The sequence below is a fragment of the Paenibacillus sp. JNUCC 34 genome (genome assembly GCF_058269055.1).
The window spans coordinates 3,932,847-3,945,935 of the sequence record NZ_CM177770.1 but is presented as its reverse complement, the minus strand read 5'-3'; the positions used below and the strand labels follow the sequence as shown (position 1 = coordinate 3,945,935).

Below are 13,089 nucleotides of genomic sequence, written 5' to 3'. Positions count from 1 at the left end.
GATACTACGGTGATATTTAGGTCGCGTGAATACACAGACAGGCTTAATCCGGTGGGATAATGCATAATGTTAGCTAAGTACTAAATAAGAGAATTTGGTGGTGTTTCCATGAAGATATGGGTAAAACATCAAGATCCAAACAACAAGTACGGAGCTAAGTTTACTTTAGGAGATAGAGATATACTTTTGCCTGAGACTGCGATTATTTCAGTAACACGGGGAGAAAGATTCAATATTTTCAGAATTATCATAAATGGAATTGTTAATGAATTTGTAAAAAAACAACTAACAAAGAATGAAAAATTATTATATGCAGAACTCTCAGGACAACTTCAGGGTGGAATTGGTCAAACCGTTACCGTGTGGAAAGATGGGAGCTCGATGAATAATTTTAGAACCAAAGGAGCCCATAAATTTGCAACAAAATTTTTTGCATGGGTTTTTTATGGAGGTAAGGTGCAAGCCTATTTCTTAACCTGGAAAATTTCAAACCAGATTCCTATGGATCAAGAAATCGAAGAAACGATTAAGAAATATGGTAGACATTTTGATGGAGGAAAACTGATCAGACAAGCTCAAAAACCTCCAAAATAACAAATTAATCGAAGGGAATACATATATATAATGAAGGATTGGCCTGAAGGATGGTATGCGTTTCGAAGCGACAGCAAGTCAGAATGGAACAGTAGAAAAAAATAGATTAGAGAGCATTCGATTAATATGGCTTTAGTCTTCTAGAGAAGAATCGTATGAGCCTGAGATGGGAGAAACCTAACTATGAAAATCAAAGCGATAAATCATTTATGTTTTTCCGTATCCAATTTAGACACGTCCATTGATTTTTATACCCATGTGTTTGAAGCAAAGCTATTAGTAAAGGGAAGAAGGCTAGCTTATTTTGATTTAAACGGCCTATGGGTTGCCCTGAACCAAGAGGATATCGAAAGGAGTCAGAATCAAAGGACGTATACGCATATTGCTTTCACGATTGAAGAGAAAGACTTTGATCTATTATTAAATAGATTGAAAGATTTGCGTGTGAACGTATTGCCAGGAAGAGAGCGGGATGAGAAGGATAAAAAATCGATTTATTTTTTGGACCCAGATGGTCATATGTTTGAATTTCATACAGGACATCTACAGGATCGATTAGATTACTATAAGAACGATAAAGAGCATATGGAGTTTTTTGAATGATCAAGGCAATGTAGATTCAGTATTCATACCTCAAAAAATAATATCATGCTGTAAAGGAGTCGGGAAGAATGTACTATAGGCAACTATTTACAAAACTCAAAATAGAAGTACCTAGTGATTTCATAGAGATGTTGGAGCTACATAAAGAAAAACAAAATGCTAATGAGTTTACATTAAGAATAATGGATTCAGATGAGATCGTAGAACTTATTGAATTTTTATCTGATATAGAAGTGTATCAAAATATAATTCCTCTATGGACCGATGACAACTCTAATTATGTCGGCGTTTTTTATGAAGGGCCATTAAAGTACAGGGTTTGTTATCTCGATCATGAAGAAACCGATATTTCACCCGGCTTTAGAAGTGTGAGCTCATTTATTCGCACCATTGAACAAGATCCAGATCTGGATTGGAGAGAGCTAAAAAAAGAATACCCCGTAGAAATAGAAAGCAGCGTTCAGGATCTTGAAGTTGATCAGAAGTGTATTGATGAGTTGAACCGGCTCATAAGCGTAAATGAGATTGACGAGGATCTTAGATGCCAGCTTCTTTTTTCAGTCATGGCTTTGACTCCTAAAAAATACCTCGATACGCTGATCAAATATTTAGATGATGAGGATATGTACGTACAGGAAAGAGCTTGTGAAATTCTAGGACATCACAGATATGCTCCAGCCAAAGATAAGTTAATCGAGGTATCGGAATCTGGAATGCATAATGGAAAGATGGCGGCGAAAAGAGCTCTGTCAAGACTTCGAGGGTGAGGGTTCGTAAGGTTCGTGAGGCTAATGAATTATCGCTAAAAAACTGAATAAAAGGAGCTTGCTAAATGTCTGATTATTATTGGGATAAGCAAATCGAATATCTCAGAAAAACCCGTTGGTTATACTACAATGATGATTATTTAGAGTTCTTGGTCAAGGGAGTTTGGAAGATCGACAAGCCTGTAAACATCATTGATTATGGATGTGGCTACGGATTTCTCGGACTTAAGCTCCTTCCACTGCTGCCTGAAGGGTCCACCTACACAGGGATAGATAAGGGTACCGATTTAATACATCAAGCTAAAGAAATATTTTCAAACCTGCGGTATTCCACTGAATTTAAGGTAGTCGATATTGAACAAATGGATGCCCAGCCGATCTATGACATAGCTATTAGTCATGCATTTTTATTACATATGACTGATTCAAGAAAAATTGTTCAGAAGATGATAGATCATGTATTAGATAATGGTAAGGTTATTTGTTTTGAGCCTCACTGGATTGCAAATTCGTCGAATTATTATGTTGACGGTCTTGATCAGTCCCAGTACATACGGTTAGGGATATTACAAAAATTGTTCGAAGAAGATTCCAGACGAAATGGAAAAGACGGAAATATCGGAATGCAGCTGCCTGTCCTTTTAAGTCAATTGGGATTAAAAAACGTAGAGTGCAGAGTGAGCGATAGGGTGAATTTTTTAGACCAACACATGGACTTGAAAGACAAGGAAAGGCTCTTTGATTCTTTAAGAGAAGAAGGGCTAGGAAAAGAACCTGAATGTTTAACGGATACTTTAAATAACTTAATGAATAGGGGATTAACGCACCAAGAAGCCTCGGATCAGCATGAAGCTGAATTACTGTTTTCTAGAGAATTTGGACCTCAATCTTGGCTAACTTATGCTCCAAACATGAAAATATCTTTTGGAACAGTAAAGAGATAGAGAGGAGCCAGTATGACAATAATTTATAAAGAGCTTGCCCCAAGCGGAGAAGACTTTATTAAGCTAATAGAAAGTGCCAGCTGGAAAGGGATAACGGAAAAAGGGCCAGAAAAATTAGGCTTTGCTTTACAAAGTAGCTGGTACGTAATGACAGCGTATGAAGAAGACAAATTAGTCGGTATAGGAAGGATTATCTCAGACGGAGTTTTTCAAGCGATAATATGTGATTTAATCGTGCTACCAGAATACATATTATAAGAAATTTGGTTTTGAGGACCGACCTGACGACGCACCAGGCATGAGATGGCAAAATCGAAATATTTTTGAGGACATGAAAGATTGGAGGTTTAATTTTGCTAATTTCAAATATGAACCCTGAGAAATTAACAAAAGAACAAATTACCAAGCTGGTCTTTGGTGATGCTTCCGAAATAGATAATGGCACTATTCATGGAGATTGTATATTCGTTTTTGGCGGGATGAATGTTGATAGAGTGTTGAAAGCGGTTCAGTTATATAAGAATGGTCGGGCACCTTTGATTTTGTTTACTGGGGGAGATAGATTTGGTGGAAGAAATCCCCATGAGTCCATAGTTATGCGGGATGAGGCCATTAAACTTGGCGTGCCTGCAGAATCCATCCTTATAGAACAAATATCCAACCATACGAAAGAGAATATTTTGGCTTCACTTATGGTACTTGATCGTGCTATAGGATTGGAAAAAATAATATGTATGGTGTCCTGATGATCGGAAGATAGGACAGGCAAACAACTGGTGGACAGATACAATGGAAGAAAAGCGAGTAAGGGATGAACTTTATAAGGTTATTTACGGTGTAAAGGGGAAATATTTTGTGGATGCAGAAGTTGATATATAAAGAGTCGATAACTACTTTAGAAAGAAAATGAGGAGGACATTATGGATAACAATTTAGCAAAAGAAATCTATGAGGTAGCGCATTTAACAGGAACTTTCACTCTTAGATCTGGTCAAATCTCGAATGAATATTTCGATAAGTATTTATTTGAATCCAACCCCGCAGTGTTATCTAAAGTGGCCGAACAATTGGCTTCATTGATACCAGATGGTATCGAAGTGCTGGCAGGGCTTGAAATGGGCGGAATACCAATAGCTACGGCTCTTTCCTTGAAATCTAACATACCAGCTGCATTTGTGAGAAAAAAAGCTAAGGAATATGGAACATGCAAGTTAGCTGAAGGAACTAACATAGAAGGTAAAAGGATTTGTATTATTGAAGATGTTGTCACAACGGGAGGACAAGTCATACTAAGTGTCAATGACTTACGGAGTGCAGGAGCCATAGTTGAAGATATTATATGCGTAATTGAACGAAATCCGGAAGGAAGAAGGAACTTAGAAGAAATCGGACTTAAAGTACACTCACTTTTTAAAATGGAAGAGCTAATAGCTGCTGGTAACACAGGGGAGTAGCGCGAAACCGATTAAAAAATACAACGAGGATGAGTAAAATATGACTCCATGGTATGAGTTAAATGAAATTCATGATGACTTAATCAAATTTGTTGTATTGATTGCGGAATTTAACGACCAATTGATCATTATAAGAAATAAAAAACGTGGCGGTTGGGAAATTCCAGGTGGCAATAGAGAGCCAGGTGAAACATTACTTTTTACTGCAAGTAGAGAACTGTATGAAGAAACAGGCGCGATTAGATTTGATCTAGAGGCATTTGGAATAACAATGTTGAATGGAAATCACGGTATGGTATTTTATGCGAGAATTGAGAGTATGGCCGACCTACCTGATTATGAAATCGATGAAATTAAATTCGTGGATCAATTACCAGAAGGGTTGAATTTTGGAGAGATGTTTTATACTGTATTAAACAAGTGGAATGAATACAGTCGAAAAAACACACAGAAACACAGTGTTGATATTAAAAATTTTTTAGTAGAGTCGAGGACGTGGGGATGATCAGATATGTTTAAATATGAAATTGATGATTCTACTTTTTTGTCGTTATTAGAGATCAAAGATTCAGAACAACTGTATGATTTAATCGATAGAAATCGAACTCATCTCGGTGAGTGGCTGAAGATTCCGAGTGTTACTTTACAAGCGGATGATTCTAAAGCTTTTATTGAGAGAACACGTATGCGATATGCTCAGGATGAAGGGTACTGGTTAGGTATATGGAGTAACAACGAGTTAGTAGGCTCTATAGGCTACTTATATATAGATCGAGAAAATAAAAAAACGGAAATTGGATATTGGCTAGGTAAGGAATATGAGGGTAAGGGGATCATTTCTAAATCTGTAAAGGTGCTAATTCAATATGCTTTTGAGGAGCTTAAGTTGAACAAAGTTGAAATCGGAGTAGCCACAGAGAACATGAAGAGCCGTGCTATTCCAGAAAAGCTCGGGTTTAAACGTGAAGGTGAACTAAGAGATTACGAATTCATTAATGGAAGATTTCTTAATAGAATTATTTATGGATTGAAAGCAGAGGAATGGAGCTTTGAAACAGTATGATTTTGATCCTGATATTCATATGAGTTCGAATGTTGGCCTTCTTCATTCAATGGTGGTATACAAGGAAAAAGCTGCTAATGGTTGCAGCTTTTTTGTCGTTCTTAGAATGGAATGGATACTTTCGTACATAATCTAATAAGATGGCCATAAGCCTTAATACTCACTATTTAATACTCAGTTTTCTGATTTCTGACATAAATAACCCTGAAAAATGGGATTTTAATCAAGGGAAGCAGCATTTGATTGATCCATTATTAAATGGAGCCAGAAATCATTGAACAAAAGGATGGCGAATCCAATGAGTAACCATATATTGCTCTTCCACGAAATTGATAAAAATTCCTTACCGCTTGTTGGGGGAAAGGGCGCTAATCTCGGTGAAATGACAAAAGCCGGTTTTCCGGTTCCACAAGGTTTTTGTATTACTACGTCGGCTTATTGCGGTTTTATTCAGACAAGTGAGAAGATGGAGCATTTTTTTCGTTTACTGGATCAAGCTGCTTATGAGAATTTGGATGAAATTCGCGGTTTAGGACAGAAAATCAGAGAGCATCTGAAAGACCTTCCTATGCCTGAATCCATACAAGCTTCCATCCTGAAGGCGTGGGCAGAGCTAGGTACAGACAAAGCTTATGCGGTTCGTTCCAGCGCGACTGCAGAGGATTTACCGGGTGCTTCTTTTGCCGGGCAGCAGGAAACTTATCTGAATGTTAAGGGGAAAGAGCAGTTTCTGGAATCAGTTAAAGCTTGCTGGGCTTCGTTGTTTACCGATAGAGCGATCGTGTACCGTGCGAAGAATGGATTTGATCATCGCTCCGTGCTGCTGTCTGTTGTCGTGCAAGAGATGATTTTTCCAGAGGTTTCGGGCATTATGTTTACGGCTGATCCGATAACCGGAAATCGCAATACGGTATCTGTGGATGCGAGCTTCGGACTGGGTGAAGCACTCGTATCAGGGATTGTGTCCGCTGACTTGTATCAAGTATATAAAGGGGTTATTGTCCAAAAGAAAATTGCAACCAAGAAAGTGGCGATCTACTCCAATCCAGCCGGTGGTACGGTGACCGAGGAACTTCCCAAAGAAAAGCAGGATCTTCAGGCATTGAATGATGCACAAATCCTAGAGCTTGCGGAGCTGGGAAAGCGGATTGAGAGTCACTATAGCTCGGAACAAGATATTGAGTGGTGCTTATATGACCACAAATTTTACATTGTGCAAAGCCGTCCGATTACATCGCTTTATCCGGTTCCTAAAGTTTTGGATGAACATCTGCATGTGTTCTTTTCCTTCGGTCATCAGCAGATGATGCCTGCTGTTCTAAGTCCGATGGCCAGATCTATCTGGCGTACCATGTTCCCTTTTGGAAAATCATCTGTCATCTCAGAATCCAAGTATATGCTTGAAGCGGGAGGAAGGCTGTTTATCGATTTAACCTCGCTGCTGCAAATCAAGCAGGCCCGAAAAGTTGTACCGCTATTGTTACATGAGGTGGATGAGCTTATTGGGAGTGCGTTCCGGGAATTCGTTCAACGACCGGATTTTATACAAGATGAAGCCGACCCAGGCGTGAAAAAGAAAGTCAAAAAAACAATGCTTCCAATTTTCAGGAATGTGTTGAAAAATATATTCGTTAGAAATCCGGTTGAAGCCATGCCGAGAGCTCACAAAATAACACGGGGCTATTTACAGGAATGTCAGTCTTATATCCAAAATGCCTCTGGAGCTGAACGTATCGCAAGAATTCAGGAAAGCTGCGGAAGTTTTGTGTTGCCGCTTTTTACAAACGTAGCGACTTTGGTAGCGCCAGGAATGATTGCTTTTAAACGAATTCAGTACTTGTCGCAAAAATGGCTGGGGGATGACCATAGCGTAAGTCTGTTAAACAAATCCTTACCCGGCAATGTGACGTCGGAAATGGGACTGCGGATTGGGGATCTGGCAGACATCGTCCGGCAGGATTCTGAGATTGCAGAATACCTCAAAACAGCAAAAGCTGGTCGTTTTTACGAAGGCCTCAGAGAAGTAGATAAGAAAGGGGTATTCTCTACACAGTTTATGAACTTTATGGAGGAATACGGAATGAGGTGCCCCGGAGAGATTGATGTGCAAAATGTGAGGTGGAAGGATGACCCGACTTTACTTGTCCCTTCTATTTTGAATCAGGTTCATGGTCTCAGGCAGGGAGAGCACCGAGCACGCTTTAATGCGGGGGTAATTGAAGCAGAAGAAACAGCTAGGGACATCATAGCTAAGCTTAGTAAAACTCCTGGCGGATTTATAAAAGCAAAAATTATGACTAGGTGGATTCGTATTTTCCGGAACGTGATGGGCCTACGTGAATGGCCTAAGTATACGATGGTGCAGTATCTTGAAATATTCCGAACCGCTATGTTGGAGGAAGGACAGAAGCTTGCAAATAGCGGGGGCTTGAAGCTGCCATCCGACGTATTTTACCTGACACTTTCTGAGCTCTATAATCTTGTAAAGGGCGATGAACATATAGATGCTCAAAAAATTGTGGAATCAAGAAAAAAGCAAATGGAGCAGGACCAGAAACGCACACCTCCACGAGTGATCACAAGCGAAGGTGAGATTATAACAGGGAAGCGGAGCAATGCCAGTGCCCCGGAAGGGGCGCTTCTTGGAACGCCTGTATCAGCCGGCATTGTTGAAGGTTATGCCAAGGTTGTATTAAAGCCAGATGAAGCGAACCTGAACCCCGGTGAAATCTTAATTGCCCCATTTACAGACCCGGGATGGACTCCGCTCTTTAATGCAGCCAAGGCGCTGGTTATGGAGGTTGGGGGAATGATGACACATGGAGCTGTTGTAGCGAGAGAATACGGGATTCCCGCCGTGGTAGGCATCGATCACGCAACTGAATTAGTAAAAGACGGGGATTGGATTAGAGTTAACGGGACTGAAGGGTATATTGAGATCCTTAAAAGAAACGTAGAATAAGTAGAAGCCATGGAAATCAATGCGGGTAGAGCTTATGAATAGGGGCTGGAACCTGGGTTCCATAAAAAAGGGTTGTCCTCAAAGATTGCAGGGACATCTTTCAGAGAAAGCAAAAGCAGGCCGCTCGAGGATTCATCCTGGGGTAGTCTGCTTATTTATGTGGTTTACGGGCCGCTTTCTTATCAGTGGCTTGTCCTTTGGTTGTTATTTAGCTTCTGGTTAGGTTAGACAAAGTGCATTCATTGCTTCGGTGGTGTGAGCGGGTTCATTCAGTTAAGTATGTATTTTCATGAGCGATAACTTTTCGCTTAATCGGTCTACGTCCAGCAACAATAAGATTCTTCGAATTATTTCTATCAAATTCATGGCATTTTGAATGTACATTTGAAAACTATAGCTTCCTAAATTGGCGTACTTTCACATTACTATTGTTTTTCAAGTAGAGATGCAGCACGAAGTAGCGGAGAGGACGAAGCGATTCCGGAGAAGCGATAGCGGTAAAAGCTTTCCAAAGGAAAGCTCGCATCGAAAGCATATGCTCTTTGTCCCCGAATTTCTTCCACTAAGAAGTAATTCAGGAAATTCGGGGGCAAGAGCGATTGTAGGAACGATTCGTACGCGTAGCGTCTCTCACCAAAAAAAGTTCCGTTTAGTTCATTTGTGTTTATAACAATAAATTTTTTAGTTCGTTTAGGTTCGGAAATAGGTTTATTTCATTGCCAAATGAACGAAAAACCTGCACAATAGAAGATGGATATTGTATTAAGAGAAGGGACGTGGGGAATGTGATACATACACAAGGCTTGAAAAGTCCTTATCAAAAGCGTCAGGATGAAATCATCAGTCTGATCGCTCATAACGCGGAAAGCAGAACACTTTTGGAGAGTAGCTTATGGTTTTATAACGATGTCAGAAATAACTTTTATTATGCTTCCTATCTGTTTGCTGCTGCTGTAAATCCGGAACTTCCTGTGGAGTTTGACAGAGAGCAGGCCAAGGGAACAGCAGAGCGAGTGTTACTCGAAGTATTATCTCTGCAAAATCAACAGCTTGGAACGAAGTTGTACGGTCACTGGCCGCTCGGACTTCATCCCGTGCCTCAAGACGCGTCGCTGAATGAACTCCCTGTTGAAATCATGGGTTCGTTAATGGCTTATTTTTGTAAGGAATATGGTGCTCATTTTAGCGTACAGCTAAAAAAGGCCTTCGACCACACACTAGAGCATGTTTATAACAGTGGTTTCTTTCGAAAGCCTGTCGTTTATTACAATCACCACGAGGCAAAATATACGGCGGCAAAACTCATTTTTGGAACGTTGTTTGATGATCAGGATTTAAGAGAAGACGGCCTGAACAGCCTGAAGACAACCCTTCAATATATTAAGAGCAACGGCATGCCGGAATACGGAGTTCTTCCTTGGTTCTGGCATTGGGTGCAAGCGTTCACCTGCGCACTTGAAATAACAGGCGACAGCGACATGGAGCTGAAGAGATTATTGTGCGAAATGCTGGATTACCTGTGGAATGAGCGGGCATCGTTTTATTTGAAAGGAGCTTGGGTGGGTGCGCATTCCCGTGGTTGGCCGCATGACATTCCGGGAGATGGTAACGTACTTCACGATTATATTCAATTCGGAGATTTTATGCTGCCGAAGGAAATGCCGCGTACCGAATATGCCGGCTTTTTGTTCTATGAGGCTCCAGAAAGTGCACGAGCTAGTGCATTGAACAGACGAGAACCGATTGAGGTGAAAAAGTATACTCGAAAAGTAATCCCTGGCGCTGCGGAATTCCCCAAACTCCACAACTACACCTATGTGACTCCGGACTTTGCCGCAGGTGGTCTGTGGGAGCGGGTTGATGAATTTGATAACGAACAGTTGAGATGGTGTTTCTCACTGCCGGTTACGGAAGAAAATGAGGCCAACCAATTGTTCTTTTTTCATCCGGGTGAGTACTATCATGAGGGTGATCCGAGACACCAAAGCAAGCATATGGAGGTGCTTTATCACCGCAATGTAATCATGGCTCTTTTCCCAGTTCCGTCTGAAGAGAAGGATAATCTTGTTGGCGTTCTTCCGAAGGGAAAATGGATTATGCATGATCGATCCTTGTTCGGACAAGCGAGGGGAGTTTATTTTGCCATATATCTTTCTGTCCCTTATGAGCTTATACAGAGAAATAAATATATCGAAATGGCGGCTAAGGGCTTACCTGGCGGGGTTGTAGTTGAAGCAATCCGATTTACTGAAGCAGAGGAACAAGGGATCTTGGAGCTGGAGCAGTTTGCAGATGTGATGAAGGAACGAAGCCCTGAGTTTAACATGTCACCGACGCTACAGGCCGCCTATACGAGTTGGGTAGGAAAGCATAAGCTCATTTGTACTGCAGGTAGCGGAATAGCGACCGCCGAAGTTAACGGAGAAGCTGTTTCTTTTGAGGATTATACCGTATAGAGTGTATATGACTAAGTAAGGCTGGGTTTGAAGATATCGACTTCGTGAAAAAATCGAGATGGGATCTATTCCGTCTCGATTTTTTATATTAAGGGTGCCTAAAGCGCTCAAATCTTTTGAATACGGTACAAAAATAACTCGGATGCTCAAAGCCGGATCGTTTGGCGAACGAAATGATTCGTACACGTAGCGTCTTGGGACACCCCTTTTTCTCCCAAGAAATCCATGTTAGCAAAATATCATTAGTATGCTATATTATTGCTTAAGATTAGAATATTCCAAATCCTCACTGAAATTGGATGTGAGACAAGTATATCTCGGTTATACATACAGGTAACAACGAATTAATAAGTTTTGATCATTGCAGAGTGAAAGAGAGGTTCTTAGAATGAATCATAAAGCTGTTGTCCTCGGTTCGAACTTTTACATAGGACTAAGCGTCATCCGATGTCTTGGAGCTCATGGTGTGTACACGGTTGCTATGGACTATTCCAAGGAAAATACATATGGTGCCAAATCCAAATATTTAAGCGAGCAAATTATTGTTCCCCACTATAAGGAGCAGGAAGAGGAATTGGTCCAATTCCTGATCGAATATTCCAAGCAGCAGGAAGGCAAGCCGGTTTTGTTTGCGACGGTTGATCCGTATGTGGAATTTGTTGACGCCCATTTGGATGAGCTGAAACCGTATTATCTCATAAACATGACGGAGCAGGGATTTTGGAGCAGCATAATGGATAAGGCATTTTTACATACTCTTGCTTCTAAGCATGGGGTGCGGCTGCCCGAGACGGTTCACCCTCTTGAAGAAGGTTTTGAAGACAAGGTAACAGCCGAGATTGGTTTTCCATGCATCGTGAAGCCGACGGACTCCCCATTGTTTGTATCCACTTTCCGGGCGAAGATTTTTATATGCAGGACTATGGATGAAGTAAGAGCAGCTGTCAAAAAAGCCAATGATGCCAATCTTGAGGTTGTTGTGCAGCGGATTATACCGGGTTTTGATGACCATGTGTATACATTTGATGCCTATCTGGATCAAAACTCCAAGGTTACCCATTGGATGACTTGCCAGAAGCAGAGGCAATTTCCGATACATTTTGGAGCCTCCACTTATACAAAGCAGAAGTATGTGGAGGAGCTGTATACGATCGGAGCACCTTTTTTGGAAGCGATAGGATATAAGGGGTTTGCCGAGATCGAGTTTAAAAAAGACGCGAAATCAGGTGAGTTTTATCTTCTGGAGATTAATGCTAGAACGACAACGTTGAACTCGCTGCTTTACAAATGCGGCATTAATTTCCCACTGCTTTCTTATAACGAGCTAACAGGAAAAGAAATTGGAAGCAAGGCGCTTCGCGAAGATACGGGGATCGCGTTTTGTTTTCTGACGGAGGATTTGATATCATCTAGGCAATACGTTAGAAACAAAGAGCTGACCAGAACCGAAATCTTGAAGTCTTATTTTAGAAAAAAGGCACCTGCAGTATGGAGCTTTAAAGATCCGGCACCTGCTTTTTCATTCACCTATATGATGCTGAAAAAAGTGAAGAGAAAGCTTGTGGGGTAAAGTTTGGACAGAGGCTGAACCCTAAAGGGGCTGCCCTCTATTTAATCAACTGGCATGGGGGATAAATATGTTCTTAAAAACAGATAGAATAATCATTCGCGATTTAGAAAGAAAGGACAAGGAAAATTTATATAAAATTGTCCATCAAAAAAATTTAGTCCGTTTTATGCGAGATTGGTCAGAAGATAATTCATCACCAGAAAGTTTTAATGATTATATTGACTGGCATCAAAGTCAAAAAGAGTCAACCGATGTATATGAAAATAAAAGATATGCAGTAGTCTTAGCCGATACCGATGAACTAATTGGAATAGTAGGTATGGGAATTGAAGATACGTTAAATGAAGTAGAAATGGCATATTTTATAGATGAACATTACCAAGGTAAAGGATATGCTACAGAGGCTTTATCTACTTTAATGGAATGGTGCTTTGATGTGTCAGATATTTCATATTTGATATTAACAATAGACTGTGCAAATGAGGCGTCATGCAAAGTGGCTGAAAAAGCAGGGTTTGAATTATTTGAAAAAAGAACCCCTATTAGTCATAAGCAACCTAACATGGAAAGCGAAAGTTATTATTATTATCGTAAATACAGGGAAGAATCATAGTTACTGCAGGACAGAGGCTGAATCAGCTTCTGTCCTTAACTTTTTTAATTCATACTTGCCTGC

General features: G+C 40.5%; 13 protein-coding genes. All 13 read left to right on the top strand.

Annotation, left to right across the window (positions count from 1 at the left end; genetic code table 11):
- Window positions 1-108 precede the first annotated feature (108 nt).
- The 13 genes from AC2TF5_RS18535 (at window position 109) to AC2TF5_RS18475 (ending at window position 13,026) form a co-directional block, all read left to right on the top strand.
- The gene (locus AC2TF5_RS18535; RefSeq protein ID WP_491298647.1) at window positions 109-594 is read left to right on the top strand and encodes a hypothetical protein; all 486 of its coding nucleotides are present in this window, start codon (window positions 109-111) and stop codon (window positions 592-594) included.
- Between the two features lie 183 nt (window positions 595-777).
- On the top strand, window positions 778-1,197 hold the full coding sequence (fosB, locus tag AC2TF5_RS18530) for a metallothiol transferase FosB (RefSeq protein WP_491298646.1): 420 nt from the start codon (window positions 778-780) through the stop codon (window positions 1,195-1,197).
- Window positions 1,198-1,265: 68 nt separating this feature from the next.
- Window positions 1,266-1,964, top strand: a complete 699-nt coding sequence (locus AC2TF5_RS18525; protein WP_491298645.1) for a HEAT repeat domain-containing protein — start codon at window positions 1,266-1,268, stop codon at window positions 1,962-1,964.
- A gap of 65 nt (window positions 1,965-2,029) precedes the next feature.
- Complete coding sequence (locus tag AC2TF5_RS18520) at window positions 2,030-2,908, top strand: class I SAM-dependent methyltransferase (protein ID WP_491298644.1); 879 nt, start codon at window positions 2,030-2,032, stop codon at window positions 2,906-2,908.
- Window positions 2,909-2,920: 12 nt separating this feature from the next.
- Entirely contained in the window at window positions 2,921-3,166 is a 246-nt protein-coding gene (locus tag AC2TF5_RS18515) for a hypothetical protein (RefSeq protein WP_491298642.1), read from the top strand.
- A gap of 95 nt (window positions 3,167-3,261) precedes the next feature.
- Window positions 3,262-3,654, top strand: coding sequence for a YdcF family protein (locus tag AC2TF5_RS18510; RefSeq protein WP_491298641.1), 393 nt, complete (start codon window positions 3,262-3,264; stop codon window positions 3,652-3,654).
- A 174-nt stretch (window positions 3,655-3,828) separates the two neighbouring features.
- Complete coding sequence (gene pyrE / locus AC2TF5_RS18505) at window positions 3,829-4,362, top strand: orotate phosphoribosyltransferase (protein ID WP_491298639.1); 534 nt, start codon at window positions 3,829-3,831, stop codon at window positions 4,360-4,362.
- A gap of 40 nt (window positions 4,363-4,402) precedes the next feature.
- The gene (locus AC2TF5_RS18500) at window positions 4,403-4,867 is read left to right on the top strand and encodes an NUDIX domain-containing protein (protein ID WP_491298638.1); all 465 of its coding nucleotides are present in this window, start codon (window positions 4,403-4,405) and stop codon (window positions 4,865-4,867) included.
- 6 nt (window positions 4,868-4,873) lie between these two features.
- Window positions 4,874-5,425, top strand: coding sequence for a GNAT family N-acetyltransferase (locus AC2TF5_RS18495; RefSeq protein ID WP_491298637.1), 552 nt, complete (start codon window positions 4,874-4,876; stop codon window positions 5,423-5,425).
- Window positions 5,426-5,723: 298 nt separating this feature from the next.
- On the top strand, window positions 5,724-8,387 hold the full coding sequence (locus AC2TF5_RS18490; RefSeq protein WP_491298636.1) for a phosphoenolpyruvate synthase: 2,664 nt from the start codon (window positions 5,724-5,726) through the stop codon (window positions 8,385-8,387).
- A 776-nt stretch (window positions 8,388-9,163) separates the two neighbouring features.
- Window positions 9,164-10,843 carry a hypothetical protein gene (locus tag AC2TF5_RS18485; protein WP_491298635.1) on the top strand — a complete coding sequence of 560 codons (1,680 nt, stop codon included), beginning with the start codon at window positions 9,164-9,166 and terminating at the stop codon, window positions 10,841-10,843.
- A gap of 388 nt (window positions 10,844-11,231) precedes the next feature.
- Window positions 11,232-12,413 carry a carboxylate--amine ligase gene (locus AC2TF5_RS18480; protein WP_491298634.1) on the top strand — a complete coding sequence of 394 codons (1,182 nt, stop codon included), beginning with the start codon at window positions 11,232-11,234 and terminating at the stop codon, window positions 12,411-12,413.
- A gap of 67 nt (window positions 12,414-12,480) precedes the next feature.
- Window positions 12,481-13,026: a GNAT family N-acetyltransferase gene (locus tag AC2TF5_RS18475; RefSeq protein WP_491298633.1), complete on the top strand. Its 546-nt coding sequence runs from the start codon at window positions 12,481-12,483 to the stop codon at window positions 13,024-13,026.
- Window positions 13,027-13,089: the final 63 nt, after the last annotated feature.

Bases quoted from the DNA above. Each gene is read 5' to 3' on its own strand.
- AC2TF5_RS18490 (WP_491298636.1), top strand. From the start codon at position 5,724: ATGAGTAACCATATATTGCTCTTCCACGAAATTGATAAAAATTCCTTA.
- fosB (WP_491298646.1), top strand. From the start codon at position 778: ATGAAAATCAAAGCGATAAATCATTTATGTTTTTCCGTATCCAATTTA.
- AC2TF5_RS18495 (WP_491298637.1), top strand. From the start codon at position 4,874: ATGTTTAAATATGAAATTGATGATTCTACTTTTTTGTCGTTATTAGAG.
- AC2TF5_RS18520 (WP_491298644.1), top strand. From the start codon at position 2,030: ATGTCTGATTATTATTGGGATAAGCAAATCGAATATCTCAGAAAAACC.
- AC2TF5_RS18525 (WP_491298645.1), top strand. From the start codon at position 1,266: ATGTACTATAGGCAACTATTTACAAAACTCAAAATAGAAGTACCTAGT.
- pyrE (WP_491298639.1), top strand. From the start codon at position 3,829: ATGGATAACAATTTAGCAAAAGAAATCTATGAGGTAGCGCATTTAACA.
- AC2TF5_RS18475 (WP_491298633.1), top strand. From the start codon at position 12,481: ATGTTCTTAAAAACAGATAGAATAATCATTCGCGATTTAGAAAGAAAG.
- AC2TF5_RS18515 (WP_491298642.1), top strand. From the start codon at position 2,921: ATGACAATAATTTATAAAGAGCTTGCCCCAAGCGGAGAAGACTTTATT.
- AC2TF5_RS18480 (WP_491298634.1), top strand. From the start codon at position 11,232: ATGAATCATAAAGCTGTTGTCCTCGGTTCGAACTTTTACATAGGACTA.
- AC2TF5_RS18535 (WP_491298647.1), top strand. From the start codon at position 109: ATGAAGATATGGGTAAAACATCAAGATCCAAACAACAAGTACGGAGCT.
- AC2TF5_RS18500 (WP_491298638.1), top strand. From the start codon at position 4,403: ATGACTCCATGGTATGAGTTAAATGAAATTCATGATGACTTAATCAAA.